This is a genomic window from Martelella sp. AMO21009, assembly GCF_053484295.1.
On the sequence record NZ_JBAKFR010000010.1, the window covers coordinates 24,595 to 50,718 of the forward strand.

The 26,124-nt window shown below is 61.1% G+C and carries 25 protein-coding genes and 2 tRNA genes; 20 read left to right on the forward strand and 7 right to left on the reverse strand.

The window, feature by feature from the left end; all coding sequences use genetic code 11:
• Nucleotides 1-13: 13 nt before the first annotated feature.
• The gene (locus V6766_RS13020; RefSeq protein ID WP_448467057.1) at nucleotides 14-841 is read left to right on the forward strand and encodes an inositol monophosphatase family protein; all 828 of its coding nucleotides are present in this window, start codon (nucleotides 14-16) and stop codon (nucleotides 839-841) included.
• Here the strand turns inward: V6766_RS13020 and V6766_RS13025 are convergent.
• Nucleotides 831-1,472, reverse strand: coding sequence for a TetR/AcrR family transcriptional regulator (locus V6766_RS13025; protein ID WP_448467059.1), 642 nt, complete (start codon nucleotides 1,470-1,472; stop codon nucleotides 831-833). The genes V6766_RS13020 and V6766_RS13025 overlap by 11 nt on opposite strands.
• A gap of 72 nt (nucleotides 1,473-1,544) precedes the next feature.
• Here V6766_RS13025 and V6766_RS13030 point away from each other — a divergent pair, with 72 nt between their 5' ends.
• On the forward strand, nucleotides 1,545-2,261 hold the full coding sequence (locus V6766_RS13030; RefSeq protein ID WP_448467061.1) for an SDR family oxidoreductase: 717 nt from the start codon (nucleotides 1,545-1,547) through the stop codon (nucleotides 2,259-2,261).
• A 75-nt stretch (nucleotides 2,262-2,336) separates the two neighbouring features.
• Here V6766_RS13030 and V6766_RS13035 read toward each other — a convergent pair whose 3' ends face one another.
• The 5 genes from V6766_RS13035 to V6766_RS13055 form a co-directional block, all read right to left on the reverse strand.
• Nucleotides 2,337-3,518 (reverse strand): multidrug effflux MFS transporter, encoded by a 1,182-nt coding sequence (locus V6766_RS13035; protein ID WP_448467221.1) that lies wholly within the window; start codon nucleotides 3,516-3,518, stop codon nucleotides 2,337-2,339.
• Nucleotides 3,519-3,711: 193 nt separating this feature from the next.
• Complete coding sequence (gene grxD / locus V6766_RS13040) at nucleotides 3,712-4,047, reverse strand: Grx4 family monothiol glutaredoxin (protein ID WP_292052795.1); 336 nt, start codon at nucleotides 4,045-4,047, stop codon at nucleotides 3,712-3,714.
• Nucleotides 4,048-4,176: 129 nt separating this feature from the next.
• On the reverse strand, nucleotides 4,177-4,410 hold the full coding sequence (locus V6766_RS13045; RefSeq protein ID WP_018064326.1) for a BolA/IbaG family iron-sulfur metabolism protein: 234 nt from the start codon (nucleotides 4,408-4,410) through the stop codon (nucleotides 4,177-4,179).
• Nucleotides 4,411-4,438: 28 nt separating this feature from the next.
• Nucleotides 4,439-6,673: a phosphoribosylformylglycinamidine synthase subunit PurL gene (gene purL / locus V6766_RS13050; RefSeq protein ID WP_448467063.1), complete on the reverse strand. Its 2,235-nt coding sequence runs from the start codon at nucleotides 6,671-6,673 to the stop codon at nucleotides 4,439-4,441.
• A 109-nt stretch (nucleotides 6,674-6,782) separates the two neighbouring features.
• Nucleotides 6,783-8,237 (reverse strand): TrkH family potassium uptake protein, encoded by a 1,455-nt coding sequence (locus V6766_RS13055; RefSeq protein ID WP_448467065.1) that lies wholly within the window; start codon nucleotides 8,235-8,237, stop codon nucleotides 6,783-6,785.
• Nucleotides 8,238-8,340: 103 nt separating this feature from the next.
• On the opposite strand from V6766_RS13055, the gene ilvA reads away from it, so the two are divergent.
• Both ilvA and V6766_RS13065 read left to right on the forward strand, forming a co-directional pair.
• The gene (ilvA, locus tag V6766_RS13060; RefSeq protein ID WP_448467067.1) at nucleotides 8,341-9,591 is read left to right on the forward strand and encodes a threonine ammonia-lyase; all 1,251 of its coding nucleotides are present in this window, start codon (nucleotides 8,341-8,343) and stop codon (nucleotides 9,589-9,591) included.
• A gap of 60 nt (nucleotides 9,592-9,651) precedes the next feature.
• Nucleotides 9,652-9,978, forward strand: a complete 327-nt coding sequence (locus tag V6766_RS13065; protein WP_230720605.1) for an HlyU family transcriptional regulator — start codon at nucleotides 9,652-9,654, stop codon at nucleotides 9,976-9,978.
• Nucleotides 9,979-10,920: 942 nt separating this feature from the next.
• Here V6766_RS13065 and V6766_RS13070 read toward each other — a convergent pair.
• Nucleotides 10,921-10,996: transfer RNA gene (locus V6766_RS13070), tRNA-Val, on the reverse strand.
• A 440-nt stretch (nucleotides 10,997-11,436) separates the two neighbouring features.
• On the opposite strand from V6766_RS13070, the gene V6766_RS13075 reads away from it, so the two are divergent.
• From V6766_RS13075 to V6766_RS13150, 16 genes are all read left to right on the forward strand, one after another.
• Nucleotides 11,437-11,513, forward strand: a tRNA-Asp gene (locus V6766_RS13075).
• 346 nt (nucleotides 11,514-11,859) lie between these two features.
• Nucleotides 11,860-12,225, forward strand: coding sequence for an NADH-quinone oxidoreductase subunit A (locus V6766_RS13080; protein ID WP_230720603.1), 366 nt, complete (start codon nucleotides 11,860-11,862; stop codon nucleotides 12,223-12,225).
• Nucleotides 12,216-12,791: a NuoB/complex I 20 kDa subunit family protein gene (locus V6766_RS13085; RefSeq protein ID WP_448467070.1), complete on the forward strand. Its 576-nt coding sequence runs from the start codon at nucleotides 12,216-12,218 to the stop codon at nucleotides 12,789-12,791. The genes V6766_RS13080 and V6766_RS13085 overlap by 10 nt, the downstream gene beginning before the upstream one ends.
• Before the next feature lie 15 nt (nucleotides 12,792-12,806).
• Nucleotides 12,807-13,403 carry an NADH-quinone oxidoreductase subunit C gene (locus V6766_RS13090; RefSeq protein WP_448467072.1) on the forward strand — a complete coding sequence of 199 codons (597 nt, stop codon included), beginning with the start codon at nucleotides 12,807-12,809 and terminating at the stop codon, nucleotides 13,401-13,403.
• A gap of 10 nt (nucleotides 13,404-13,413) precedes the next feature.
• Nucleotides 13,414-13,839 carry a GFA family protein gene (locus V6766_RS13095; RefSeq protein WP_448467074.1) on the forward strand — a complete coding sequence of 142 codons (426 nt, stop codon included), beginning with the start codon at nucleotides 13,414-13,416 and terminating at the stop codon, nucleotides 13,837-13,839.
• A 5-nt stretch (nucleotides 13,840-13,844) separates the two neighbouring features.
• Nucleotides 13,845-15,035, forward strand: a complete 1,191-nt coding sequence (locus V6766_RS13100) for an NADH-quinone oxidoreductase subunit D (RefSeq protein ID WP_448467076.1) — start codon at nucleotides 13,845-13,847, stop codon at nucleotides 15,033-15,035.
• 122 nt (nucleotides 15,036-15,157) lie between these two features.
• Nucleotides 15,158-16,126 carry an NADH-quinone oxidoreductase subunit NuoE gene (gene nuoE / locus V6766_RS13105; RefSeq protein WP_448467078.1) on the forward strand — a complete coding sequence of 323 codons (969 nt, stop codon included), beginning with the start codon at nucleotides 15,158-15,160 and terminating at the stop codon, nucleotides 16,124-16,126.
• A gap of 9 nt (nucleotides 16,127-16,135) precedes the next feature.
• Nucleotides 16,136-17,434 (forward strand): NADH-quinone oxidoreductase subunit NuoF, encoded by a 1,299-nt coding sequence (gene nuoF / locus V6766_RS13110; RefSeq protein WP_448467080.1) that lies wholly within the window; start codon nucleotides 16,136-16,138, stop codon nucleotides 17,432-17,434.
• Between the two features lie 4 nt (nucleotides 17,435-17,438).
• Nucleotides 17,439-17,738: a pentapeptide repeat-containing protein gene (locus tag V6766_RS13115; protein WP_448429383.1), complete on the forward strand. Its 300-nt coding sequence runs from the start codon at nucleotides 17,439-17,441 to the stop codon at nucleotides 17,736-17,738.
• Between the two features lie 85 nt (nucleotides 17,739-17,823).
• Entirely contained in the window at nucleotides 17,824-19,899 is a 2,076-nt protein-coding gene (gene nuoG, locus V6766_RS13120; RefSeq protein WP_448467082.1) for an NADH-quinone oxidoreductase subunit NuoG, read from the forward strand.
• Nucleotides 19,900-19,909: 10 nt separating this feature from the next.
• On the forward strand, nucleotides 19,910-20,956 hold the full coding sequence (gene nuoH / locus V6766_RS13125) for an NADH-quinone oxidoreductase subunit NuoH (RefSeq protein ID WP_448467084.1): 1,047 nt from the start codon (nucleotides 19,910-19,912) through the stop codon (nucleotides 20,954-20,956).
• Nucleotides 20,957-20,995: 39 nt separating this feature from the next.
• Nucleotides 20,996-21,487, forward strand: a complete 492-nt coding sequence (nuoI, locus tag V6766_RS13130; protein WP_018064312.1) for an NADH-quinone oxidoreductase subunit NuoI — start codon at nucleotides 20,996-20,998, stop codon at nucleotides 21,485-21,487.
• A 135-nt stretch (nucleotides 21,488-21,622) separates the two neighbouring features.
• Nucleotides 21,623-22,231 carry an NADH-quinone oxidoreductase subunit J gene (locus V6766_RS13135; protein WP_448429375.1) on the forward strand — a complete coding sequence of 203 codons (609 nt, stop codon included), beginning with the start codon at nucleotides 21,623-21,625 and terminating at the stop codon, nucleotides 22,229-22,231.
• 41 nt (nucleotides 22,232-22,272) lie between these two features.
• Nucleotides 22,273-22,581 carry an NADH-quinone oxidoreductase subunit NuoK gene (gene nuoK / locus V6766_RS13140; protein WP_018064310.1) on the forward strand — a complete coding sequence of 103 codons (309 nt, stop codon included), beginning with the start codon at nucleotides 22,273-22,275 and terminating at the stop codon, nucleotides 22,579-22,581.
• A gap of 7 nt (nucleotides 22,582-22,588) precedes the next feature.
• Nucleotides 22,589-24,598: an NADH-quinone oxidoreductase subunit L gene (gene nuoL / locus V6766_RS13145; RefSeq protein ID WP_448467086.1), complete on the forward strand. Its 2,010-nt coding sequence runs from the start codon at nucleotides 22,589-22,591 to the stop codon at nucleotides 24,596-24,598.
• A complete protein-coding gene (locus tag V6766_RS13150) occupies nucleotides 24,598-26,109 on the forward strand; it encodes an NADH-quinone oxidoreductase subunit M (protein ID WP_448467088.1) in 1,512 nt (503 codons plus the stop codon). Before nuoL ends, V6766_RS13150 begins: the two co-directional genes overlap by 1 nt.
• Nucleotides 26,110-26,124 lie beyond the last annotated feature (15 nt).

A 26,124-nucleotide genomic window follows, 5' to 3' on the forward strand; every position in this document is an offset into this window, starting at 1 on the left:
AGGAATTACCACAATGCCGATCACTTCCGAAACGCTCGACGCCATCGCCGGGCTGATGCGCCGCGCCGCCAAGCAGGAAATCCTGCCCCGTTTCCGCGCTCTTGGCGAAAGCGATGTCGCCGAAAAGACCGAGGCGAGCGATCTGGTGACCATCGCCGATACCGCAGCCGAGCGCGTGATCAAGGCCGGCATCGCCGAAATCCTGCCCGAGGCCCTGTTCATCGGTGAGGAAGGCGTTGCCGCCGATCCCGACCTGCTGTCGAAGCTGAAGGACGCCGATGTGGCGGTCGTGGTCGACCCGATCGACGGCACGTTCAATTTCGCCCATGGCATTTCCGCCTTCGGTGTCATGGCCGCTGTCGTTGCCAATGGCGAAACCGTCGCCGGCCTGATCTATGATCCGATGGGCGATGATTTCATGATCGCGGAGAAGGGTGGCGGGGCCTGGCTGAAACGCGCCGACGGCTCATCAAGCCGGATGTCGGTGGCGGCGCCCGTTCCGCTCGAAGAAATGCTGGGCACCGCTTCGGTCGCCTTCATGCCGCAGCAAAACCGCACGGTCCTGCTCGGCAATATGGCGAAGGTGCGTTATGCCGCGAGCTATCGCGCTGCCGCCGTCGAATACCGCGCCTTTGCTTCCGGCGGGTCGCATTTCTTCACCTATTTCAAGCTGATGCCCTGGGACCATCTTCCGGGCGTGCTGATCGGCCAGGAAGCCGGCGGCTATATTGCCCGTTATGACGGCTCGCGCTACCTGCCAAGCCATCTGGACGGCGGCCTCCTCGGCGCGCCCGACAGGGATAGCTGGATGGAACTGAAGGAAAAGGTCTTCACGCTTTAGGCGCGCCGGCGACGGCCTCAAGATAGGCGCGGCACATCACGATAACCTGCCGTTTCAGGGCGGCGATCTCGCTGGCGTCGAGGTTTCGCTCAAAAGCATTGCGGACCGCGCCGAAGATTGTCGTGAGAAGGGCTAGGTTGACGGTTTCCAGATCGGGGATCGTGGCGTCTGACGCACTTGCGAGCATGGCCTTGGTACAAGCATCGGCACGGTCGGCGAAATTGGCGACCAGAGCCGCGTTGTCGAGCTCCACGACCGAGGCATAGAGCGCGCGGGTCACGTCGGCGCGCTCTGTCTTTGCCTGGAAATAGGTCTCGATCAGCGCTTCGCACATATCCCCGAGGCGGCTGCCGTGGTGGCTTTCGCAAACGGCTTCGAGACGTATCGCCAAGGCTTCCAGATAGCGTTCGTTGAGCGCGTAGATCAGCGCCTGCTTGTGCGGAAAATACTGATACATGGTGCCAACCGAAACGCCGGCGCGCTCTGCGACGCGGGTGGTGGTCAGCCGCGCTACGCCGCCGCTCACCAAAAGCTGAATACTGGCTTCGACGATGGCATCGACGGTGACCGCCGCGCGCGTCTGACGCGGCTTCTTCCGGGGTCTCAGCGATGGTGGCGCGACTGCGGGCAAATGCGAATCCTCAAACTGAATGATCCTTCATATATTTGCCTCAGCCAGAACAGGCAAGAAAGGATTTGCATTATGGACACCCAGAAGATCGCGCTCGTCACGGGAGCCAATAAGGGGATCGGGTTCGAGATCGCCCGCCAACTCGCCGGCGCCGGCGTTCGGGTTATCCTCGGATCGCGGAACCCTGAACGCGGCGAAAAGGCTGCGCGGAATATCACGGAAGGCTCGGTGACGCCCATTCAACTCGATCTGACCAACCGCGATAGCATCGCGCGCGCTGCTGCCGAGATCGATGCCACATACGGGCGCCTCGACATTCTCGTCAACAATGCCGGCATCTTCGATTTCTCGGATGCTCCGCCGTCCTCGGCCTCGTTTGACGCTGTGCGGCAGACAATGGAGGTCAACTTCTTCGGAACCCTGGCGGTCACGCAGGCGATGCTGCCCTTGTTGAGAAAAGCGCCCGAGGGTCGGATCGTCAATGTGTCGAGTCCGCTCGGCTCGCTGACGCTCAACGGCACTCCGGATTGGATGTATTACAAGGCGCAGTTCATCGGCTACAACGCCTCAAAGGCGGCCCTGAACATGCTGACCGTGCAGTTGCGTGAGGAACTGCGTGACACGAATATCGTCGTCAATTCCGTCAGTCCCGGATACGTGGACACAGACCTAAATGGCGGCGCAGGCCACCTGACGCCCGAGGAAGGGGCGGAAATTCCGGTCCGCTTCGCTCTGGAGGGAGAAGAGAACGGCGGCTTCTTCGATACCGACGGCCGGATACCCTGGTAGGAGGATTTCACGGGAAAAGCGGTCACGAAAAAGGGCGCCGAGAGGGTGCCCTTTTTCCGTTTGGTGTGGTCTGCGTCAGATTTCCGGGTTGTGGGGCTGGAACAGCTTGCCCTTTTCCGCGATCAGCGTGAAGCCGAGCGCGACCGCGGCGAAGACGAAGAAGCCTGCGATCATCGGCGTGGTCGTGCCGTTATAGGCGTAGCCTATCGCGGCGCCGAGCAGCGCCGAAATCGCGGTGCTGGCGAAGCCGAGGATCGATGAGGCGGCGCCGGCCACGTGGCCGAGGGGCTCCATGGCGAGCGCGTTGAAGTTGGGTCCGATCCAGCCGAACTGGAACCATGCCAGCATGAACAGGGCATAGAACAGCCAGAACGGCATCGCCCCCGCATACATCAGATCGATCAGAAGCCAGACGCCGTTGGTCAGCGTGAAACCGATCATCGCGCCGTGCGACAGCCTGCGCATGCCGATCTTGCCCACGATGCGGGAGTTGATCAGCGAGGAAGCCGCCATCACGATGCCGATGCCGGCGAAGGCAACCGGAAACAGCGTGCCCAGACCGTAGATCTCGACATAGACCTGCTGCGCCGAATTCACGAAGCCGAAAATGCAGGCCATGATGAAGGTCGTGCCGAGCGTGTAGAACAGCGCGACGCGGTTAGTCAGCACGGTCTTCGCGCTGTGGATCACCGCCTTGGGCGTCAGTTCGACGACGTCTTCCGGGTGCTGCGTTTCCGGCAGGCGGAAGGTGACCCACAGAAAGTTGCCGAATGCGGCAAGCGCCAGGAACACAAACACCAGATGCCAGTCGCCGAACAGCATGATCGTCTGGCCGATCGATGGCGCGAGGATCGGGATGAGCATGAACACCATCATGATCAGCGACATGATCTCGGCCATGGCGCGGCCGCCATGGAGGTCGCGCACTACCGCCACGGAAATGACGCGGGTGGCCGCGGCCCCAAGGCCCTGACAGAACCGGACCAGAAGCATCAGGGTAAAGCTCGGCACGAAGGCGCACAGCACCGCGCCGATAAAATAGATCACAAGACCGACGAGCAGCGGCTTCTTGCGGCCGAAGCGGTCGGCGATCGGGCCATAGGCAAGCTGGGCAATGCCGAAACCGAGCACATAGGCGGTGATGATGAACTGATGCTCATTGTCGGAGGTGACGCCGAGGCTGCTTCCGATCTGCTTCAAACCGGGCAGCATGATGTCGATGGCCAGCGCGTTGAGCGCCATCAGCCCTGCCATCATGGCGACGAGTTCCCACTTGCCGGGCGCCTTGCGGGCGATCTCAGCCGGTGTCTTTAATGTTTCTGTCACAACAACTATTCCTGAAAGCAAAAGAAGGCGCCGCGATAGCGGCGCCCGGTCAATTCTGTGAGGTCACAGAGCGGGCGCGCCGAAAAAAACGCGCCCGAATACGGCTATGTGTGCCGGGATCGCCTCAAGCGGCGCCGCGAACGGCCACGCCCTTGGAGGAAAGATGTTCCTGCAGCTCGCCGGCCTGGAACATTTCCCTGACGATGTCGCAGCCGCCGAGGAACTCGCCCTTGACGTAAAGCTGCGGAATGGTCGGCCAGTTGGAGAAATCCTTGATGCCCTGGCGCAGGTCGCCGTCGGCCAGCACGTTGACGCCCTTGTAGTCGACGCCGAGATAGTCGAGAATCTGGACGACCTGTCCGGAGAAGCCACACTGCGGGAACTGCGGCGTTCCTTTCATGAACAGCACAACATCATTGCTGTCGACTTCACTTTTGATGGCAGTCTGAATGTCACTCATGTGCAATCCTTTCACATACGGGTTCAAGGTCCGTAGCGTTTATTTGCTTTCAGCATATAATCGATCGATTGACTTTCGCCAACCCCGCCAGGCGAGGAATTGAGCGAAAGCCGGATGGTTGCCGCGCCTCTATTGCGGCGCGGAGGTCTGCAGCGCCAGCGCGTGCAGAACGCCGCCCATATTGCCCTTCAGGGCGTCATAGACCATCTGGTGCTGCTGCACCCTTGTCTTGCCCCGGAAGCTCTCCGATACGACTTCGGCCGCGAAATGGTCGCCGTCGCCGGCCAGGTCCCGGATGGTGACGCTGGCGTCGGGAAGGGCGGCCTTGATCATGTCTTCGATTTCGCCCGCGCTCATCGCCATGTTGAATGCTCCTCGATGGATGCCGGTCTTATGCCGACTGGTTGTCGCCGCCCGGAGCGGCCATGAAGCGAGGGAACCACATTTCGTGGGCGGTGCGCAACTCCTCGACAGGGAGTGAAACAAGTTCGTCGATCACGAGCGCATCGCCCTTGACGGTCCCGAGCCTGCGGAAGGCGATCGCGCTGCCTTCCGCCGAGGCGCAGACGAAATTGCCGTATTCCGCCGGCACGGTGATGACGTAGCGCGCCTGATCCTCGCCAAAGAGCAGGGCGTGGGCCAGTCCGCGCGCCTGGGCGATGCTGATCTCCATGCCCTTGCCGGCGGCCATGCACATTTCCGCAAGCGCGACGGCAAGGCCGCCCGCCGAAATGTCGTGACAGGCGGTGACCTGGCCATTGTTGATCGCCGAGCGCACGAAATCGCCGGTACGGCGCTCGAGATGGAGATCGACCGCCGGCGCGGGGCCGTCGACGAGGCCGAGGACGTCGCGCATATAGGCCGACGCGCCGAGATGCTCGCCGTCATTGCCGATGAGAATCACCTGGTCGCCCTCGGAAAACGAGCCGATCCGCGCCATCTTGCGCCAGTCGGCAAGGAGGCCCACGCCGCCGATGGTCGGCGTCGGCAGGATCGCCTCGCCATTGGTCTCGTTGTAGAGCGAGACATTGCCCGAGACGATCGGGAAGTCGAGCGCGCGGCAGGCCTCGCCGATGCCTTCGATCGCCTTGACGAGCTGTCCCATGATCTCGGGCTTCTCGGGATTGCCGAAATTGAGGTTGTCGGTCGACGCCAGCGGCTCCGCGCCGGTCGCGGTGATATTGCGCCAGCATTCGGCGACCGCCTGCTTGCCGCCCTCGAACGGGTTGGCCTCGACATAATGCGGGGTCACGTCGCAGGAAAACGCCAGCGCCTTGGTCGGGTGGCCATCGACGCGGATCACGCCGGCATCGCCGCCGGGAAGCTGCAGCGAATTGCCCTGGATCAGCGTGTCATACTGCTCGTAGACCCAGCGCCGGCTCGACTGGTTCGGGCCGCCGACGATCTTCAGCAGCGCTTCGTTGTAATCGGCGGGCGCCTCGACCAGATGGGCGGGCAGGGTGCCGCGGGTATCGGGCTCACGCCACGGGCGATCGTATTCCGGCGCCTGGTCGCCGAGATCCTTGATCGGCAGGTCGGCGACTTCCTCGTTATTGTGGAACACGCGGAAGCGCAGATCGTCCGTGGTCTTGCCGACGATCGCGAAATCGAGACCCCATTTGCGGAAGATCGCCTCGGCGACCTCTTCCTTTTCGGGGTCGAGCACCATCAGCATGCGCTCCTGGCTTTCCGAGAGCATCATCTCGTAGGCCGTCATGTTCTCCTCGCGCACCGGCACGCGGTTGAGGTCGAGCTCGATGCCGAGATTGCCCTTGGCGCCCATTTCCACGGCCGAGCAGGTGAGGCCGGCAGCGCCCATGTCCTGGATCGCGATCACCGCGCCGGTCTGCATCAGTTCCATGCAGGCTTCGAGCAGGCATTTTTCAGTAAAGGGATCGCCGACCTGCACGGTCGGGCGCTTCTCCTCGATATCTTCGTCGAATTCGGCCGATGCCATGGTCGCGCCGCCGACGCCGTCGCGACCGGTCTTGGCGCCGAGATAGACGACCGGCAGGCCGACGCCCTTGGCCTCTGAATAGAAGATCGAATCGGATTTCGCGATGCCGGCCGCGAATGCGTTCACCAGATTGTTGCCGTTGTAGCGGGCGTCGAACTCGACCTCGCCGCCGACGGTGGGGACACCGAAGGAGTTGCCATAGCCGCCGACGCCGGCCACCACGCCGGAGACGAGATGGCGCGTTTTCGGGTGGTCGGGTTCGCCGAAGCGCAGCGCGTTCATGGCGGCAACGGGTCGCGCGCCCATGGTGAAGATGTCGCGCAGAATGCCGCCGACGCCGGTCGCCGCCCCCTGATAGGGCTCGATATAGGAGGGGTGGTTGTGGCTCTCCATCTTGAACACCACGCAGTCGCCGTCATCGATATCGACCACGCCGGCGTTCTCGCCCGGTCCCTGGATCACGCGGCGGCCGGTGGTCGGCAGTGTTCTGAGCCAGCGCTTGGAGGATTTGTAGGAGCAGTGCTCGTTCCACATCGCGGAGAAGATGCCGAGTTCGGTGAAGCTCGGCTCGCGGCCGATCAGCGACAATATCCGCTCGTATTCATCCGGCTTCAGCCCGTGGGCCGCGATCAGTTCCGGGGTGATGACCTGGCTGTTCGAAAGGGTCATGAGAGGTGAGCATCCCGCTTTGGTTTTTCAGATGGCATTCGCGTTCCATAACCGATGTTGCCGCGCGAGGCGACATGGTTTTTCGGTTTTTCCGGTCCGTCCGCCGGCGTCAGCTGCGCCAGTACATCGGCATCAGCACCACCATGACGGTCAGGATTTCGAGGCGGCCGAGCAGCATCAGGATCGCCAGCAGGCAGAGCTCCGGATCGGCGAAGGTCGAGAAATTGCCCGCCGGCCCGATGATATCGCCAAGGCCGGGGCCGACATTCGAAAGCGCGGTGAGCACGGCGGTGGTCGAGGTGATCAGGTCGTAGCCGAGCAGCGACATCGCCATACTGCCGAACGCCCACAGAAGGATGTAGGCGGTGAAGAACATCGAGACCGCGCGCTGGGTTTCCGAATCGACGCTGAGCCGGCCGTAGCGGATCGAGTAGACCGCGTTCGGATAGATCAGTTTCTTCATGCCGGTCCTCAGCATGTTGAAGAGGATCAGGAAGCGGTAGGATTTTATGCCGCCCGCCGTCGATCCCGAGCAGCCGCCCATGAAGGTAAGAAAGAACACCAGCACCACCGCGAAGGCGCCCCATTGCGAATAGTCGGTGCTGGCGTAGCCCGTGGTCGACAGGATCGACGACACGTTGAACGCCGACTGCGTCAGCGCGGCGAGGAAGTCCATCCGGTCGTTGAGGCTGATATAGAGCGAGAGCAGAAAGACCGCGACGAAGAGATAGGTCAGGAACAGCATGATCTGCGGATCGCGCAGCGAATCGAGCCGGCCGCGCACCACGAACAGGATCAGGATCGAGAACGGCAGGCTGCAGAGCGTCATGAAGAAGGTCGAGACCCACAAGAGCGCCGGGCTGTCGAAATAGCCGAACGAGGCGTCATGAGTGGAAAAGCCGCCGGTCGCCACGGTCGTCAGCGCGTGGTTGAAGGCATCGAACTGCGACATGCCGGCGAAGCCGTAGCAGATCGCGCATAACAGCGTGATGCCGACATAGATCGCCAGAAAGGCCCGGGTGAAACTCGCCATGCGCGCGAACGGCTTGTCGCCGGTATCCGACGATTCCATCTTGAAGAACGCCATGCCGCCGATTCTCAGAAACGGCAGGATGAACAGGCCGAGCGCGACGATGCCGATGCCGCCCATCCATTGCAGCAGCGAGCGCCACAGAAGAAGGCCGGGGGCTGCCTGATCGAGGCCCGTCAGAACCGTGGAGCCCGTGGTCGTGATCGCCGAGATCGATTCGAACAGCGACTGGGCAAAGGTCAGTTCACCGCTTGCGAGATAGATCGGGATTGCGCCGATCAGGCCGAAGGTCATCCACAGCAGATTGACCAGAAAGAAGCCGAGGCGGCGGCTGAAGGGCGGCGGATTGCCGCGCATGGCGACCGCAGTGACCGCGCTGGTGCCCCCGACCATGAAGCCGCAAAGGGCGAAGACCTGCCAGTCGGCATTCGCGTAATAGAGGTCAACCATGGCCGGAACGAACATCGCGGCTGCGAGATAAATGCCGCAAATCGCCGCGATATAGAAGGCAGACCGCAGAAGCGTGGCGTTCAAGGGTCAGTTCCCTGTCATACTCTCTTGTCAGATACGGGCTTTTTCGTGACCCGGTTTGTATGCCATAGCGGTGTCACAGGACAAACTCAATGGGAAGCAGGAAATGCGCGATAACGTTATAGCGGCCAAAACGGCGTTGAGAGACCTGTGCGAGGCGACGCCGCTGCAGCGCAACGCCCATCTCAGCGCGAAGTACGACGCGGATATCTATCTGAAGCGCGAGGATCTGTCGCCGGTGCGTTCCTACAAGCTGCGTGGCGCCTTCAATTTCATGCGCAAGCGGATGGGCGGCGACGGAGCCTCGAAAGTGTTCGTCTGCGCCTCGGCCGGCAATCACGCCCAGGGCTTCGCCTTCAGCTGCCGGCATTTCGGCGTCAAGGGCGTGGTCTTCATGCCGGTCACGACGCCGCAGCAGAAGATCGACAAGACCCGCACCTTCGGCGAGGGCTTCATCCGCATCGAACTGGTGGGCGATATTTTCGACGTCTGCTATTCGGCCGCCCGCAAATTTGCCGCCGAGCATGATGGCATCATGGTGCCACCCTTCGACCACCCAGACATCATCGAGGGACAGGCGACGGTGGCGAGCGAGATCGAGGACGCCTGGCCGGAAGGCGAGGGCCTGCCCGATCTGATCGTGATGCCGGTCGGCGGCGGTGGGCTGTCGGCGGGGGTTGCAAGCTATTTCTCCGATCGCCTGCCGGATGACGCCTATCTGTTCGCCGAGCCGGAGGGCGCGCCAAGCCTGAAGCGCTCGCTTGAAGCCGGCGCGATCGTGACGCTCGAGGATGTCGACAATTTTGTGGATGGCGCGGCCGTCGCGCGCATTGGCGACGCCAATTTCGAGGCGCTCAGGCGGTTTTCGCCGGATCAGGTAATCGCGGTGCCGGAAAATGCGCTGTGCGTGACCATGACCGAGATGCTGAATGTCGAGGGCGTGGTGCTGGAGCCGGCGGGCGCGCTGGCGCTGACCGCGCTTTCCCGTCTGCCGGCCGAAAAGGTCCGCGGCCGGAAGATCGTGGTGCTCGTGTCCGGCGGCAATTTCGATTTCGACCGGCTGCCGGACGTGAAGGAACGCGCGATGCGCTATTCGGGGCTGAAGAAATATCTGGTCCTGCGCCTACCGCAGCGCCCCGGCGCGTTGAAGGATTTCCTCGGCCTGCTCGGGCCGGACGACGATATCGCGCGGTTCGAATATCTGAAAAAATCGGCGCGCAATTTCGGCTCGATCCTGATCGGCATCGAAACTTCGCGGCCGGAAAATTTTCATGTCCTGTTTGAGAACCTCGCGAATAACGGTTTGAAATATCAGGATATTACCGAGAATGAGATTCTGGCGAACCTGATCATCTGACGGGCAGTGCTGGCGCGACAATCGCCGATCGGCTAGAAAGACAAAAAAGGAGTTTTGAAGATGGCATCGTTTTTTTCTCGGATCGGCTCACTGTTTTCAGGCGGCGGAGGCGGCGAGGGGCGCGAGAACGAGCAGGCGGTGAAATCGATCGTCCATGAGGACTGCATCATCTTCGCCGAACCGGTGAAGGAGGGGGCGCAGTATCGCCTTCAGGGCCGAATCGAAAAAGAGGTGAATGACGAGACCCTGACGCGGACCTTCATCCGCGCCGACCTGTTTTCCTCCCAGGATGAGGCGATCGAGTGGACCTTCCGCAAGGGCAAGCAGATCATCGACCAGAACGGCCGTTCGCTGTTTTCCGACGGCGCGAAGAGCCGTACGGCCTGAGGCCATCATACCCTGCCGCGCCGACGCCCGCGGGGCGCCTGAGGGCGCGACCCGGCTTCGAACCTCTGCGGGCTGAGCGTGTGGCCGTGGCCGCCTATGTGCAGCCGAAGCGCGGGCCGATCACGATTGCCTCAGACTTGGCATCATCACACGCAGCGGCCATGGCCCGCAGCCGCGTATCGCCTCTTCTGGCGGGTCGGATCGTCGAGCTCTGAAGCACAGCTTGACCGAAAAGCCGGATTCCACTTTCTCGCCGACACTTCGACTCGGGCCAGAAGCCTGCTGACCAAACGACCAAAGCGCTGCCACTCCGCCCCGGATTTCCCTGCGGCGGAGGTGGCATGCGGCGCGCGCCCGGCGTCACACGTGGAAAAGCAGCAAATAGGACGTCAGAACCGCTATTCCGAAAAATGACAGCCATACGGGCATGTTGGACGATGCTGCAGCGGGCACCTGGGTGTTGCGCTCGCGTTCCGTGACAGCGCCACCATGGGTTTCAAGCGCAGAAAGACTATAGCTCCCGCAACGCCGGCAAACGCGACCGGTGTTCTGCACCATCATGCAATCACTGCATTTATAGTGTGCCATAATAGTGATCCTCCGCTGTGGAGTTTATTATGGTTTTCTGTTGCAGGCAATATAAAACGCGGAAGTATGATATGGTAAACGAAGGATTCTTCTGGTTTTTTTGACCGGAAGGTCAAATATCGAAGCGGATTTTCAGTTTAAAACGTTTATAGTGCACTTGGGTGGCCAAGCGGGGTCTGGATCTTTGCTTGCCAGACGCAATTCTCCGGCGGATTTCGCCAGCGCAGTTTTGCGGAACGTCAAAAACGCAAGGGAATCAGAAGCGTTACGCTGATTGAATCACCGCCGAAACGTTGAGCGGCACGCAACGGACTCAACGACACTGATCTGAAACTACATGGAAAAGAAGAAGAATGGTGGGCGATGAGAGACTCGAACTCCCGACATCCTCGGTGTAAACGAGGCGCTCTACCAACTGAGCTAATCGCCCGACCGCGTTGGTGAGGCGTGAAATATGCGGATCGCGGCAAAACCGCAAGAGGGTTTCGACGGTTTTTGTCATTTTTTTCGCGCCCGGCGCAAAGCTTGATGCAAAACCCGGCGGGAGCAGCCTCTCCGCCCCTTTTGGCTTCTTGGGCATCCAGGCTTGTTGAGGGGAGGGGCCGCGCTGGCGCAGGTGGGGACGGAAGGGTGTTCGTCACGCAATTTCCGGTTCATGAGCAGTTTCAGCCTGTTTTGCCAGCGTTTTCGCGATGGCTTGCGGCGCGGCATTTTGCCGGTTTCGCACAGGTCCCGGACGGCGATCGCAAAAAAATCAGAAATGCGTGACAAGCTGCTTGACACTTTCAGGCGACCCCCTTAAACAGCCGCTCACGCCGACAGACGAAGCGCTTCGAAAACAAGCGGTTCGAAACTGAAACGGCACAAAGCGCGGGTGTAGCTCAGCTGGTTAGAGTGCCGGCCTGTCACGCCGGAGGTCGCGGGTTCGAGCCCCGTCACTCGCGCCATTCTTCTTCTCCTAGGATGGTCCGAAATTTGCGCTTGCAGCGCGGCTTGTTGTCATAGCCTCGCATTGGCGCGATTCTTCGTTTCGGACGTCGTTGCGCGTTTCGCGCTTCTTTCCAAAATGGATGACAACCGCAACAATTTGCCGCAGCCTTTGCCTGCCGGGCCCGCCGCTTATCAGGGCAGGCGGTTGAAACTTTGTTGCAGCGCGACGAAAAGGGTTTGAATGTCTTGCGCGAGCGCGCCGGCTGCGCTAGTCACGACCCCGACATCTATCAATTTTCGGTCTCGCGGTTTATCCTGCGGGTGCGCTGACCCGGGCGCCTCAAAACGGCAAGGGTGTTTTATATGGCTGAAGTCCTCAGTTCCTATATTCCGATCGTCATCTTTATCGCTATCTGTCTCATCATCGGGCTGGCCCTGATGGTCGCGCCCTTCGCGCTGGCCTTCAAGGCGCCCGATGCGGAAAAGCTGTCCGCATACGAGTGCGGCTTCAACGCTTTCGACGATGCGCGCATGAAGTTCGACATCCGCTTCTATCTCGTGGCAATCCTGTTCATCATCTTCGATCTCGAGGTGGCCTTCCTGTTTCCCTGGGCGGCATCCTTCGGCGATATCGGCTGGTTCGGTTTCTGGTCGATGATGGTGTTCCTGGCCGTGCTGACCATCGGCTTCATCTATGAATGGAAGAAAGGAGCGCTGGAATGGGAGTGAGCAACGAGACATTCGTCGCCCCCGTGCCGCGGGGCGTCGTCGATCCGATGACCAACAAGCCGGTCGGCGCTGATGACCGTTTCTTCGGCGAGATCAACAACGAGCTCGCCGACAAGGGCTTTCTGGTCACCTCGTCGGCCCAGCTTATCACCTGGGCGCGCACCGGTTCGCTGATGTGGATGCAGTTCGGTCTTGCCTGCTGCGCCGTCGAGATGATGCAGATGTCGATGCCGCGTTATGACTGCGAACGCTTCGGCTTCGCCCCGCGCGCCTCGCCTCGCCAGTCCGACGTCATGATCGTCGCCGGCACGCTGACCAACAAGATGGCGCCTGCGCTGCGCAAGGTCTACGACCAGATGCCCGAGCCGCGCTATGTCATCTCGATGGGCTCCTGCGCCAATGGCGGCGGCTATTATCATTATTCCTACTCCGTCGTGCGCGGCTGCGACCGCGTCGTCCCGGTCGATATCTACGTGCCGGGCTGTCCGCCCACCGCCGAGGCGCTGCTTTACGGCGTGCTTCTTCTGCAAAAGAAGATCCGGCGCACCGGAACGATCGAGCGATAGCGGCGGGAGACTATTATGAGCGAAGCTTTGAACGATCTCGGCGCCCATATCCGCGAAGCCTGCGAGGGCGTTTCGGATATCGTGTTCGCGCATGAAGAACTGACGGTGATGACGACGCCCGAGAGCATTGTCGATGTCGCCAAGTTCCTGCGCGATGATGGCCAGTGCGCCTTTGTCTGCATCATTGATGTCTGCGGTGTGGACTGGCCGACGCGCGAGAAGCGCTTCGATGTTGTCTATCACCTGCTGTCGCCGACTCAGAACGCGCGTATCCGCATCAAGCTGGAAGTGGGCGAAGACGAGGTCGTGCCTTCGATCACGCCGATCTTCCCCGGCGCCGACTGGTTCGAGCGCGAAACCTGGGACATGTACGGCATTCCGTTCGGCGGTCATCCGGACCTGCGCCGGATCCTCACCGATTACGGTTTCGAGGGCCACCCGCTGCGCAAGGATTTCCCGACCACCGGTTTCGTCGAGCTGCGCTATGACGAGGAAGCCAAGCGCGTGATCTACGAACCCGTCGAACTCCGCCAGGAATACCGCAGCTTCGATTTCCTGTCGCCATGGGAAGGGCCCGATTACGTTCTGCCCGGCGACGAAAAGGCGAACTGAGGAGCAGGTGATGGCTGATCGTATGAAAGGCGGCTGTATCTGTGGCGCGGTTCGGTTTTCGGCCGTTCCGAAGGGTCACGAAATGGGTGCATGCCATTGCGGGCTTTGCCGTCGCTGGACCGGCGGGGCCGGTTTCCTCGGCGTAGAGTGCGGCCGGAGCGTCGAGGTGGAAGGCGAGCCCGCCCTCGGGGTCTACAAGTCCTCTGAGTATGGCGAGCGGGTTTTCTGCAGCACCTGCGGCTCGACGCTGTTCTGGCGCATGCAGGATGGCTCGGATACCGTCGTTTCGTCCCAGGCTTTCGATGAGCCGGGCAGCTTTCGTTTCGCAAGCGAGATTTTCATCGACGAGAAGCCGGATAACTACGCCTTCGCCAACGATACCAAGAAGATGACGTCCGCGGCGTTTTTCGCGGCGATTGCGTCGCAACAGGATTGATCGGCATGACTGAACATAATGTCCGCAACTTCACGATCAACTTCGGGCCCGAGCACCCCTCGGCGCACGGTGTATTGCGACTGGTGCTGGAGCTTGACGGCGAAATCGTGGAGCGCGTTGACCCGCATATCGGCTTGCTTCACCGCGGTACCGAAAAGCTGATCGAGACGAAGACCTATCTTCAGGCGGTGCCTTATTTCGACCGGCTCGATTACGTCGCGCCGATGAACCAGGAGCACGCTTTCGCGCTTGCCGTGGAAAAGCTGCTCGAGGTCGAGATCCCGATTCGCGGTCAGTTGATCCGTGTGCTGTTCTCCGAGATCGGCCGCATCCTCAATCATCTTATGAACACGACGACCTCCGCCATGGATGTCGGTGCCTTGACGCCTCCGCTCTGGGGCTTCGAGGAACGTGAAAAACTGATGGTGTTTTATGAGCGCGCCTGTGGCGCGCGCATGCATGCTGCCTATTTCCGCCCCGGCGGTGTTCATCAGGATTTGCCGCCCGAACTGGTCGAGGATATCGGCAAGTGGTGCGAGCAATACCCGCAAAAGCTGAACGACCTTGAGGCACTGCTGGCCGGCAACCGCATTTTCAAGCAGCGCAATGTCGATATCGGCGTTCTCTCGCTTGAGGACGCTTTTGCCTGGGGCTTTTCCGGCGTTATGGTGCGTGGTTGTGGTGCAGCCTGGGATTTGCGCCGAGCGCAACCTTACGAATGTTATTCCGATCTCGATTTCGATGTCGTCGTCGGCAAGAATGGCGACTGTTATGACCGCTGGATCGTGCGCATCAACGAGATGCGCGAATCGGTCAAGATCATGAAGCAGTGCGTCGAGCGGCTGCTGGGCGATGCCAAGACCGGTCCGTTCAATTCGATGGACGGCAAGGTGGTTCCGCCGAAGCGCGCGCAGATGAAGCGCTCGATGGAAGCGCTGATCCACCACTTCAAGCTCTATACCGAGGGCTATCATGTGCCCGAGGGCGAGGTTTATGCCGCGGTTGAAGCCCCCAAGGGCGAATTCGGTGTCTATCTCGTCTCCGATGGCACCAACCGGCCCTATCGCTGCAAGATCCGCGCGCCGGGCTTTGCCCATTTGTCGGCTATGGACTTCATTTCCAAGGGTCACCAGCTTGCCGACGTCACCGCCATTATCGGCACGCTCGACATCGTGTTCGGCGAGGTGGACCGGTGACGCTTGCGGTCGTAAAGAGTGCAGTATTCGTTTCCGACTGTCCCGCGCCGGTTGCAGACCGGCGGCAGAACGTGGGATATGCGGAAGCCGTGATGACAACCTCCGAAGAGGTGTAAGAAAGCATGTCCGTTCGTCGATTAGCCGATGAGAATGTCCAGCCCGCCGCCTTTGCGTTTTCAGACGAGAACGCGGCCTGGGCCGAAGCCACGATCCGGAAATACCCGGAAGGCCGCCAGCAATCCGCCGTGATCCCGCTTCTGATGCGGGCGCAGGACCAGGAAGGCTGGGTGACCCGCGCCGCGATCGAAAAGGTCGCCGACATGCTGGCCATGCCGCTGATCCGCGTTCTGGAAGTGGCGACGTTCTATACCCAGTTCCAGCTGAAGCCGGTCGGCACCAACGCGCATATCCAGGTTTGCGGCACCACGCCCTGCATGCTGCGCGGCGCTGGCGACCTGATTAATGTCTGCAAGAAGAAGATCAACGCCAAGGCCCATGAGACCAATGCCGACGGCACGATGTCGTGGGAAGAGGTCGAATGCCTAGGCGCCTGCGCCAACGCGCCGATGGTCATGATCTTCAAGGACGTCTATGAAGACCTGACGCCCGAACGCATGGAAGAGATCATCGACGCGTTCGAGGCTGGCCGCGGCTCCGAGATCAAGCCCGGTCCGCAGATCGACCGCTGGCTTTCCGCGCCCGAAGGCGGCTTTACCTCGCTGACCGAGGAAGGCGAGGGCGCGCTCGAATCCGAAGATACCGACGCCACCGGCGAGGGCGCGGGCTCGAAGGAAGCGATCGACGGCGCCAAGGGCGATCGTCCGCCGGCCGTCGACCAGAAACCCGACGACGCCGACGACCTGACGCTGATGTCCGGCGTCGGCCCCAAGATCGCGGGGCTTCTCAACGATATCGGCATCTACAAGTTCGAGCAGATTGCGGCCTGGACCCCCGGCGAATGCGCCTGGGTCAATGATTCGCTGAAGCTCGGCGGTCGCATCGAGCGCGACGAATGGGTGCGCCAGGCCGGCGTTCTGGCCAAGGGCGGCATCGAGGAATACGAAAAAGTATTCGGCAGAACAGCGCGGTAGGAGTGAAGCATGTTAAAGGATAAAGATCGCATCTTCACCAATCTCTACGGCCACAGGGACAAGTCCCTGAAGGGCGCGATGTCGCGCGGGCTGTGGGATAATACCAAAGGCATCATCGACAAGGGCCGCGATTGGATCGTCCAGGAGATGAAGGATTCGGGTCTGCGCGGCCGTGGCGGCGCTGGCTTCCCCACCGGCCTCAAATGGTCGTTCATGCCGAAGGATGACCGTCCGCATTATCTCGTTGTGAATGCTGACGAATCCGAGCCCGGCACCTGCAAGGACCGCGAAATCCTGCGCAACGACCCGCATCACCTGATCGAGGGCTGCCTGATCGCCGGCTGCGCCATGGGCGCGCATACCGCCTATATCTATGTGCGCGGCGAGTTCATCCGCGAGCGCGAGGCGCTGCAGGCGGCGATCGACGAGTGCTATGACGCCGGCCTTCTCGGCAAGGACAACAAGTGCGGCTGGGACATGGACATCATCGTCCATCACGGCGCGGGCGCCTATATCTGCGGCGAGGAAACAGCACTTCTGGAAAGCCTGGAAGGCAAGAAGGGCCAGCCGCGGCTGAAGCCGCCATTCCCGGCAAACATGGGCCTTTACGGCCTGCCGACCACGGTCAACAACGTCGAATCGATCGCGGTTGCGCCGACCATTCTGCGGCGCGGCGCGAGCTGGTTCTCCTCTTTTGGTCGTCCCAACAATGTCGGCACCAAGCTGTTCATGGTTTCCGGCCATGTGAACCGGCCCTGCGTGGTCGAGGAATCGATGGGCATCACCTTCCGGGAGCTTATCGAGAAGCATTGCGGCGGCATTCGCGGCGGCTGGGACAATCTTCTGGCGGTTATCCCCGGCGGCGCATCCTGCCCGGTGGTCAAGGCTGAGGACATGATCGACGTCCAGCTCGACTTTGACGGCCTGCGCGAGGTGAAGTCGTCCTTCGGCACGGGCGGCGCGATCGTGATGGACAAGTCGACCGACATCATCGCGGCGATCGCACGGCTTTCGGCCTTCTTCAAGCATGAAAGCTGCGGCCAGTGCACGCCGTGCCGCGAGGGCACTGGTTGGATGTGGCGGGTGATGGAGCGCATGGTGACGGGCAACGCCCAGAAGCGCGAGATCGACATGCTGTTCGACGTCACCAAGCAGGTGGAAGGCCACACGATCTGCGCGCTCGGCGATGCGGCGGCGTGGCCGATCCAGGGCCTGATCCGCAATTTCCGTCCGGAAATCGAAAAGCGGATCGACCAGTACACGGCCAACGCCACGTCTGAAGGCGCGGTGATGGAAGCGGCGGAGTAAGGTTATGAAATTTCATGACCAGGTTGATCGCATCGATGCCAGCAAGAGCTGCCTAGCGGGCTCGGCGTTTGATGATGTGGATCTGTCTGGTTCGAAATTTCACAACGTGAACATGTCGGGCTGGAAGGTAAGCAATGCCAACTTCTCCGGCATGGCAGTCACGGACGCGAACCTTTCCGGCATGACGGTGACGGATGCCAACCTCTCGGGTGTCTCGATCAGTGAATGCCGGTTGCACGGCATGACGATTGACGGCGTGGATGTCGGCGCAATGCTGGCGCTGTGGAAAGAACACAAGGCTTGAGGCGGAGCCCGGAGCGGGCGGACGCAATCGAGAATAAAATGCCGGCGGTCTCTTCGAGGTCCTCGGCGAAGCGGGAAGAACGGATATGGTAAATCTGATTGTAGACGGCAAGGAAATCGAGGTTCCCGACCACTACACGCTGCTGCAGGCGGCGGAGGCGGCGGGTGCTGAAATCCCGCGCTTCTGCTTTCACGAGCGGCTGTCGATTGCCGGCAACTGCCGCATGTGCCTCATTCAGGTGAAGGGCGGACCGCCGAAGCCGGCCGCTTCCTGCGCCATGGGCGTGAAGGATATCCGCGGCGGGCCGGATGGCTCCCTGCCGGAAATCTTCACCAAGACGCCGATGGTCAAGAAGGCACGCGAAGGGGTGATGGAGTTCCTGCTCATCAACCATCCGCTTGATTGCCCGATCTGCGACCAGGGCGGCGAATGCGACCTGCAGGACCAGGCGATGGCCTTCGGCATCGACTCATCGCGCTACCGCGAGGACAAGCGCGCCGTCGAGGACAAGTATATCGGCCCGCTGGTCAAGACCGTGATGAACCGCTGCATCCACTGCACGCGCTGCGTCCGCTTCACCACCGAGGTTGCCGGCATTTCCGAGCTTGGCCTGATCGGCCGCGGCGAGGATGCCGAGATCACCACCTATCTCGAGCGCGCGATGACGTCCGAGCTTCAGGGCAATGTCGTCGACCTCTGCCCGGTCGGCGCGCTCACCTCCAAGCCTTTCGCCTTTACTGCCCGTCCGTGGGAGCTGAACAAGACCGAATCGATCGACGTCATGGATGCCGTCGGTTCCGCGATCCGCGTTGATACCCGTGGCCGCGAAGTGATGCGCATCATGCCGCGCATCAACGAGCAGGTGAACGAGGAGTGGATTTCCGACAAGACCCGGTTCATCTGGGACGGTCTGCGCACCCAGCGCATCGACAAGCCCTATATCCGCCAGGGTGGTCGGCTTCAGCCCGCAAGCTGGGCAGATGCCTTTGCCGCGATCAAGGCCAAGGTCGATGCCACTAAGGGCGAGAAGATCGGCGCAATTGCCGGCGATCTGGCTGCCGTAGAGGAAATGTATGCGCTGAAGGGCCTGATGGCCTCGCTCGGCTCGGCCAATATCGATTGTCGCCAGGATGGCGCAGCGCTCGACCCGTCCGCCGGCCGTGCGGGCTACATCTTCAACCCGACCATCGAGGGTATCGAGAATGCCGATGCGCTGCTGATCATCGGCTCCAATCCGCGCTTCGAGGCTTCGGTGCTGAACGCCCGCATCCGCAAGCGTTCGCGCAAGGGCAATTTCCCGATCGGCGTGATCGGCGAGAATGCCGATCTGCGTTATCCCGTGAGCTATCTCGGCGCGGGCCCGTCCTCGCTTGCCGATCTGGCCTCCAGCGATTTCATGGAGGTGCTGAAAAAGGCCGAACGTCCGATCGTGCTGGTCGGTCCTGGCGCGCTTGCCCGCGCAGATGGCGCGGCGGTTCTCTCCAAGGCTGCGGCGATCGCAAAGGACATCGGCGCCGTCACAGCCGATTGGAACGGCTTTGCCGTGCTGCACACGGCGGCCTCGCGCGTCGGCGGTCTCGATATCGGCTTCGTGCCGGGCGAGGGCGCTGCCGATACCGCTTCGATGCTCTCCGATATGGACGTGCTGTTCCTGCTCGGCGCGGACGAACTCGATTTCTCCGCCAAGAAGGCCGGCTTCACCGTCTATATCGGCAGCCATGGCGATGCCGGCGCGATGAACGCCGATGTCGTTCTGCCGGCCGCGACCTACACCGAAAAGTCCGGCACCTACGTCAATCTCGAAGGCCGGGTGCAGATGACCAACCGCGCAGGCTTTGCCCCGGGCGACGCCCGCGAGGACTGGGCGATCATCCGCGCGCTGTCTGGCGTTTTCGGCAAGGCGCTGCCCTACGACTCGCTCGGCGCGCTGCGTGCAGCCCTTTATGGCGAATTTCCGCACCTCGCCGCGCTTGACGAGATCGCTGACGCTGATATCAACGCCATCGAAACGCTGGCCGGCAAAGGTGGGGACCTTGGTGATTCCGGTTTCGTATCGCCGGTCACCGATTTCTACCTGACCAACCCGATTGCCCGGGCGTCTGCCGTTATGGCCGAATGCTCGGCGCTGGCGCGCAATAATTTCCAGGCGGCAGCGGAGTAAGGACGGAGCAATGGATTCTTTTTTCTGGACGTATCTCTGGCCCGCGCTGATCATGATCGGCCAGTCTCTGCTGCTTCTGGTTCTGCTGCTGGTCGGCATCGCCTTCATCCTGCTCGCCGACCGCAAGATCTGGGCGGCGGTGCAGATGCGGCGGGGCCCGAACGTTGTCGGTCCCTTCGGGCTGATGCAGTCCTTCGCCGACCTTCTGAAATTCGTGTTCAAGGAACCGGTGATCCCGGCAAGCTCGGACAAGGTCGTGTTCCTGCTGGCGCCGCTGATCTCGGTCACGCTCGCACTTGCCACCTGGGCGGTGATGCCGGTTGCCGAGGGCTGGGTGATCGCCAATATCAATATCGGCATTCTCTATATCTTCGCTATTTCCTCGCTTGAGGTTTACGGCGTGATCATGGGCGGCTGGGCCTCGAACTCGAAATACGCCTTCCTTGGCTCGCTGCGTTCGGCAGCGCAGATGGTGTCCTACGAAGTCTCGATCGGCCTCGTGATCGTCACCGTGCTGCTGACGGTCGGCTCGCTGAACCTTTCTGATATCGTGTTCGCGCAGGAAACCGGCCTCGGCACCATGCTTGGCCTGCCGCCGTCCTTCCTGGACTGGAACTGGCTGGCGTTGTTCCCGATGTTCATCGTGTTCTTCATTTCGGCGCTGGCCGAGACCAACCGTCCGCCCTTCGATCTTCCGGAAGCGGAATCGGAGCTGGTTGCCGGCTTCATGGTCGAATACGGCTCGACCCCGTACATGATGTTCATGCTCGGCGAATATGCCGCGATCGTGCTGATGTGCGCGCTGACGACCACGCTGTTCCTCGGCGGCTGGCTGCCGATCCTGGATGTCGCGGTTCTGAACTGGATTCCCGGCGTCATCTGGTTCCTGATCAAGCTGTGCCTGTGCTTTTTCATGTTCGCCATGGTCAAGGCCTTCGTGCCGCGCTACCGCTACGACCAGCTGATGCGTCTCGGCTGGAAGGTCTTCCTTCCGCTGTCGCTCGCCATGGTCGTGATCGTTGCTTTCGTCGTCAAACTGACCGGCTGGGTCGGCTGATGCAGGTGTTTTTCGCAACACCGCAATGGAGATTGTGAAATGGGTTCTGTCGCTCAGGCATTCAACGCGCTCTTCCTGAAGGAGTTCGTCGGTGCGTTCTTTCTGACGATGCGCTACTTCTTCTCGCCGAAGTCGACGGTGAACTACCCGTTCGAAAAGGGGCCGGTGAGCCCGCGCTTTCGCGGCGAGCATGCGCTGCGCCGTTATCCGAACGGCGAGGAGCGCTGCATCGCCTGCAAGCTGTGCGAGGCGATCTGTCCCGCGCAGGCGATCACCATCGAGGCCGGTCCGCGCCGCAATGACGGCACGCGCCGCACGGTGCGCTACGATATCGATATGGTGAAGTGCATCTATTGCGGCTTCTGCCAGGAGGCATGTCCGGTGGAAGCGATCGTCGAGGGGCCGAATTTCGAGTTCGCCACCGAGACGCGCGAGGAGCTGTACTACGACAAGGAACGACTGCTCGCCAATGGCGACCGGTGGGAACGCGAAATCGCGAAGAATATCGCGATGGATGCGCCTTACCGGTAAGGAGAGGCCGGGCGGGGGGATTTCGCCCGGCGGTTCGATAGATCTGAAATGAAGGGCCTGCCGCATCCGGCGGCGGGGCTTTTACAAATGTGATAGCGGCGGGAGCCGCTGCGACCACGAAGAGAAGGCACCATCATGGGTCTCCATGCTCTTTTTTTCTATATTTTCGCGTTCGTCGCCGTGGCGTCGGCGTTCATGGTGATTTGGGCGAAGAACCCCGTTCATTCGGTGCTGTTCCTGATCGTCGTGTTCGTGAATGCGGCGGCGCTGTTCATCCTGGCGGGCGCGGAATATCTCGGCCTTCTTCTGCTGGTGGTCTATGTCGGCGCGGTGGCGGTGTTGTTCCTGTTCGTGGTGATGATGCTCGACATCGATTTCGCCGAGCTCAGGTCCGGCATCCTGCACTACGCCCCGGTGGGTGCGCTGATCGGGATCGTGCTTCTGGCGGAGCTGATCGTGGTCGTCGGCGGCAGCTTCATTCCGACCGATATCGCCGCCAACACGGCGATGCCGATACCGGCCGACCGCTCGAGCGTGAGCGCGCTGGGCGACGTGATCTACACGCATTACGCCTATTTCTTCCAGGTGGCCGGCCTCATCCTGCTCGTCGCCATGATCGGCGCGATCGTGCTGACGCTGAAGCATCGCCCGGACGTCAAGCGCCAGAACATTGCCAAGCAGGTTGCGCGCACGCCTGAAAGCGCGCACGAGACTGTCAAGGTCAAGCCTGGCCAGGGCATATAAGAACGAGAATTTGCAGGGATACGGGATCTAAGGACAACGCAATGGAAATCGGACTTTCCCACTACCTGACGGTCAGTGCCATACTCTTCACGATTGGTGTCTTCGGCATCTTCCTGAACCGGAAGAACGTCATCATCATTCTCATGTCCATCGAGCTGATCCTGCTTTCGGTCAACCTCAACATGGTCGCGTTCTCCTCGTTCCTGAACGATATGGTCGGCCAGGTCTTCGCGCTGTTCATTCTGACCGTCGCGGCGGCCGAAGCCGCGATCGGTCTGGCGATCCTGGTGGTGTTCTATCGCAACCGCGGCTCGATCGCGGTCGAAGACGTCAACGTGATGAAGGGCTGATTTCCAGATGATCTACAAACTCATCGTCTTCCTGCCGCTCGTAGGCTTCCTCATCGCCGGCCTCTTCGGAAACCGCATCGGCGCCAAGGCCACCGAATGGGTGACGATCGCCCTGATGGCGGTCGCGGCTGTCCTGTCCTGGTATGTGTTCATTTCCGTCGGCTTCCTGACCCATGCGGAAGATTTCGTCATTCAGGTGCCGGTCATGCGCTGGATCACCTCCGGCGACATCGACGTCCTGTGGCAGCTTCGCGTCGACACGCTGACGGCGGTGATGCTGGTCGTGGTCAACACGGTTTCCTGTCTCGTCCACCTCTATTCGGTGGGCTACATGCATGACGATCCGCATCGCCCGCGCTTCTTCGCCTATCTGTCGCTGTTCACCTTCGCCATGCTGGCGCTGGTCACCTCCGACAACCTGCTGCAGATGTTCTTCGGCTGGGAAGGCGTCGGCCTTGCCTCCTATCTGCTGATCGGCTTCTGGTACAAGAAGCCATCGGCGAGTGCGGCCGCGATGAAGGCCTTCATCGTCAACCGCGTGGGCGACTTCGGCTTCCTGCTTGGCATTGCCGGCCTGTTCTTCCTTGCCCACACCATCAATTTCGACCCGATCTTCTCGGCGGCCGAACGTCTCGCCAATGGCGAGGTCACGCTGCAGACCGCGCAGGGCAATGTATCCGTTCTGCATTTCCTCGGCATGAGCATGGATGTGTCGACCGCGATCACCACGGTCTGCCTGCTTCTGTTCATGGGCGCGATGGGTAAGTCGGCGCAGTTCCTGCTGCACACCTGGCTGCCGGACGCGATGGAAGGTCCGACGCCGGTTTCCGCCCTTATCCACGCGGCAACCATGGTGACCGCCGGCGTCTTCCTCGTCGCCCGCATGTCGCCGCTGTTCGAACTGTCGCCGACGGCGCTGACCTTCGTCACTCTGATCGGTTCGATCACCGCCTTCTTCGCGGCGACCATCGGTCTGGTGCAGAACGACATCAAACGCGTGATCGCCTATTCCACCTGCTCGCAGCTCGGCTACATGTTCGCGGCGCTCGGGGCAGGGGCCTTCGGGGCCGGCGTGTTCCACCTGTTCACCCACGCCTTCTTCAAGGCGCTTCTGTTCTTGTGCGCCGGCTCGGTGATCCATTCCGTCTCCGGCGAGCAGGACATGCGTCACATGGGCGGGCTCAGGAAGCACATCCCGGTTACCTTCTGGGCGATGATCATCGGCACGCTTGCCATCACCGGCGCCGGCATTCCCGGCACGCCGATCGGGGCGGCCGGCTACTTCTCCAAGGACGCGATCATCGAATCGGCCTATGTCTCGGCAAGCCCGCTCGGCAACTTCTCGTTCTGGATGCTGGTTATCGCCGCCGCCTTCACCGCCTTCTACTCCTGGCGTCTGATCTTCATGACCTTCTTCGGCAAGCCGCGCGCGTCTTCCGATGTCATGCACCATGTGCATGAAAGCCCCTGGGTCATGCTGCTGCCGCTGGTCGTGCTGTCGATCGGCGCGCTGTTCGCCGGCGTTGTCTTCCTGCCCTATTTCTTCGGGCATGATTACAGCGAGTTCTGGAAGGGCGCGCTGTTCACCGGCCCGCACAACGAGGTGCTCGACGAGCATCACCATGTGCCGCTGTGGGTTGTGCTGTCGCCGTTCATCGCGATGTTGCTCGGCACGGTGGTCGCGATCTACATGTACCTCATCAAGCCGTCCTCCGCGCCGGCTCTGGCGAAGACATTTCCGCGCCTCTACGCCTTCCTGCTCAACAAGTGGTATTTCGATGAGCTTTACGACTTCCTGTTCGTAAGGCCGGCCAAGGCGCTCGGATACTTCCTGTGGCAGAAGGGTGATATCGGCGTGATCGACCGCTTCGGCCCGAACGGGATTGCAGCAAGGGTCAACGACGTGACCAACCGCGTCGTCAAACTGCAGTCCGGATATGTTTACCACTATGCGTTTGCAATGCTGATCGGCGTGGCCGCGCTTGTAACCTGGATGATGCTCGGAGGGGCTCGGTAATGAGCGACTGGCCAATTCTCTCAACAGTCACCTTCCTGCCGCTTATCGGCGTGGTGCTGATCCTGTTCACCCGCGACGATAACGAGACCGGGCTCAGGAACATCCGCAACGTCGCGCTGCTGACGACGCTGTTCACCTTCATCGTTTCGCTGTTCGTGTGGATGAAGTTCGATCCGTCGAACCCGAACTTCCAGATGGTCGAAAACCATCCCTGGCTTGGCACGGGCATCTCCTATCATCTCGGGATCGACGGCATTTCGCTGCTGTTCATCCTGCTGACGACGGTGCTGATGCCGCTTTGCATCCTTGCCTCGTGGGAAGCCATCACCTATCGGGTGAAGGCATACATGATCGCCTTCCTGATCCTCGAAACGCTGATCATCGGCGTGTTCGTGTCGCTCGATATCGTGATGTTCTACATCTTCTTCGAGGCGGGCCTGATCCCGATGTACCTGATCATCGGTATCTGGGGGCACGAGCGGCGGGTCTACGCATCGCTGAAGTTCTTCCTCTACACCTTCGCCGGCTCGGTTTTCATGCTCTTGGCCATCATGGCGATGTACTGGGTAACGGGCACGACCAGTGTGCCGGTGCTGCTGGAGTATGATTTCCCGGTCAACATGCAATACTGGCTGTTCCTCGGCTTCTTCGCCTCGTTTGCGGTGAAGATGCCGATGTGGCCAGTGCATACCTGGCTGCCGGATGCGCACGTGGAAGCGCCGACCGCAGCCTCGGGCGTGCTGGCGGGCGTTCTTCTTAAGCTCGGCGGGTTCGGCGTGCTGCGCTATTCGATGCCGATGTTCCCCGACGCCTCCTATTACTTCGCGCCGTTCATCTTCGCGCTGTCGATCATCGCAATCATCTATGCCTCGCTCGTGGCGCTGATGCAGACCGACATGAAGAAGCTGATCGCCTATTCGTCGGTCGCCCATATGGGCTTCGTCACCATGGGCATGTTCTCGGCCACCACCGAGGGCGTGGAAGGCTCGATCTTCCTGATGCTCTCGCACGGCATCGTCTCGGGCGCGCTGTTCTTCTGCGTTGGCATCGTCTACGACCGCATGCATACGCGTGAGATTGCGGCCTTCGGTGGGCTCGTGAACAATATGCCGAAATTCGCGGTCGCCTTCATGATCTTCACCATGGCCAATGTCGGCCTGCCCGGCACCTCCGGCTTCATCGGCGAGTTCCTGACGGTCATCGGCGTGTTCCAGGTCAACACCTGGGTTGCCCTGTTCGCAGCCACCGGCGTCATCCTGTCGGCGGCCTATGCGCTGTGGCTTTACCGTAGGGTGATCTTCGGCGCACTGGAGAAGGACAGCCTGAAGGCGCTGCTGGACCTCAGCACCCGCGAGAAGATCGTTCTCTATCCGCTGATCTTCCTGACGATCTTCTTCGGCGTCTATCCGGAGCCGATCTTCGCGGCGATCCATGGCCCGGTGGCGCAGATCGTTCAACACTATGACGCCGTTCTTGAGCAGACCAAGAACATCGCGCTGCCGGTATACTGAGACAGGATCTTTTGG

Bases quoted from the DNA above. Each gene is read 5' to 3' on its own strand.
- nuoH (WP_448467084.1), top strand. From the start codon at position 19,910: ATGGATTCTTTTTTCTGGACGTATCTCTGGCCCGCGCTGATCATGATC.
- nuoK (WP_018064310.1), top strand. From the start codon at position 22,273: ATGGAAATCGGACTTTCCCACTACCTGACGGTCAGTGCCATACTCTTC.
- nuoI (WP_018064312.1), top strand. From the start codon at position 20,996: ATGGGTTCTGTCGCTCAGGCATTCAACGCGCTCTTCCTGAAGGAGTTC.
- V6766_RS13100 (WP_448467076.1), top strand. From the start codon at position 13,845: ATGACTGAACATAATGTCCGCAACTTCACGATCAACTTCGGGCCCGAG.
- V6766_RS13020 (WP_448467057.1), top strand. From the start codon at position 14: ATGCCGATCACTTCCGAAACGCTCGACGCCATCGCCGGGCTGATGCGC.
- purL (WP_448467063.1), bottom strand. From the start codon at position 6,673: ATGACCCTTTCGAACAGCCAGGTCATCACCCCGGAACTGATCGCGGCC.
- V6766_RS13090 (WP_448467072.1), top strand. From the start codon at position 12,807: ATGAGCGAAGCTTTGAACGATCTCGGCGCCCATATCCGCGAAGCCTGC.
- V6766_RS13065 (WP_230720605.1), top strand. From the start codon at position 9,652: ATGGCATCGTTTTTTTCTCGGATCGGCTCACTGTTTTCAGGCGGCGGA.
- nuoF (WP_448467080.1), top strand. From the start codon at position 16,136: ATGTTAAAGGATAAAGATCGCATCTTCACCAATCTCTACGGCCACAGG.
- nuoG (WP_448467082.1), top strand. From the start codon at position 17,824: ATGGTAAATCTGATTGTAGACGGCAAGGAAATCGAGGTTCCCGACCAC.
- nuoE (WP_448467078.1), top strand. From the start codon at position 15,158: ATGTCCGTTCGTCGATTAGCCGATGAGAATGTCCAGCCCGCCGCCTTT.
- V6766_RS13035 (WP_448467221.1), bottom strand. From the start codon at position 3,518: ATGATGGCAGGGCTGATGGCGCTCAACGCGCTGGCCATCGACATCATG.
- nuoL (WP_448467086.1), top strand. From the start codon at position 22,589: ATGATCTACAAACTCATCGTCTTCCTGCCGCTCGTAGGCTTCCTCATC.
- grxD (WP_292052795.1), bottom strand. From the start codon at position 4,047: ATGAGTGACATTCAGACTGCCATCAAAAGTGAAGTCGACAGCAATGAT.
- V6766_RS13115 (WP_448429383.1), top strand. From the start codon at position 17,439: ATGAAATTTCATGACCAGGTTGATCGCATCGATGCCAGCAAGAGCTGC.
- V6766_RS13085 (WP_448467070.1), top strand. From the start codon at position 12,216: ATGGGAGTGAGCAACGAGACATTCGTCGCCCCCGTGCCGCGGGGCGTC.
- ilvA (WP_448467067.1), top strand. From the start codon at position 8,341: ATGCGCGATAACGTTATAGCGGCCAAAACGGCGTTGAGAGACCTGTGC.
- V6766_RS13150 (WP_448467088.1), top strand. From the start codon at position 24,598: ATGAGCGACTGGCCAATTCTCTCAACAGTCACCTTCCTGCCGCTTATC.
- V6766_RS13045 (WP_018064326.1), bottom strand. From the start codon at position 4,410: ATGGCGATGAGCGCGGGCGAAATCGAAGACATGATCAAGGCCGCCCTT.
- V6766_RS13030 (WP_448467061.1), top strand. From the start codon at position 1,545: ATGGACACCCAGAAGATCGCGCTCGTCACGGGAGCCAATAAGGGGATC.
- V6766_RS13135 (WP_448429375.1), top strand. From the start codon at position 21,623: ATGGGTCTCCATGCTCTTTTTTTCTATATTTTCGCGTTCGTCGCCGTG.
- V6766_RS13080 (WP_230720603.1), top strand. From the start codon at position 11,860: ATGGCTGAAGTCCTCAGTTCCTATATTCCGATCGTCATCTTTATCGCT.
- V6766_RS13095 (WP_448467074.1), top strand. From the start codon at position 13,414: ATGGCTGATCGTATGAAAGGCGGCTGTATCTGTGGCGCGGTTCGGTTT.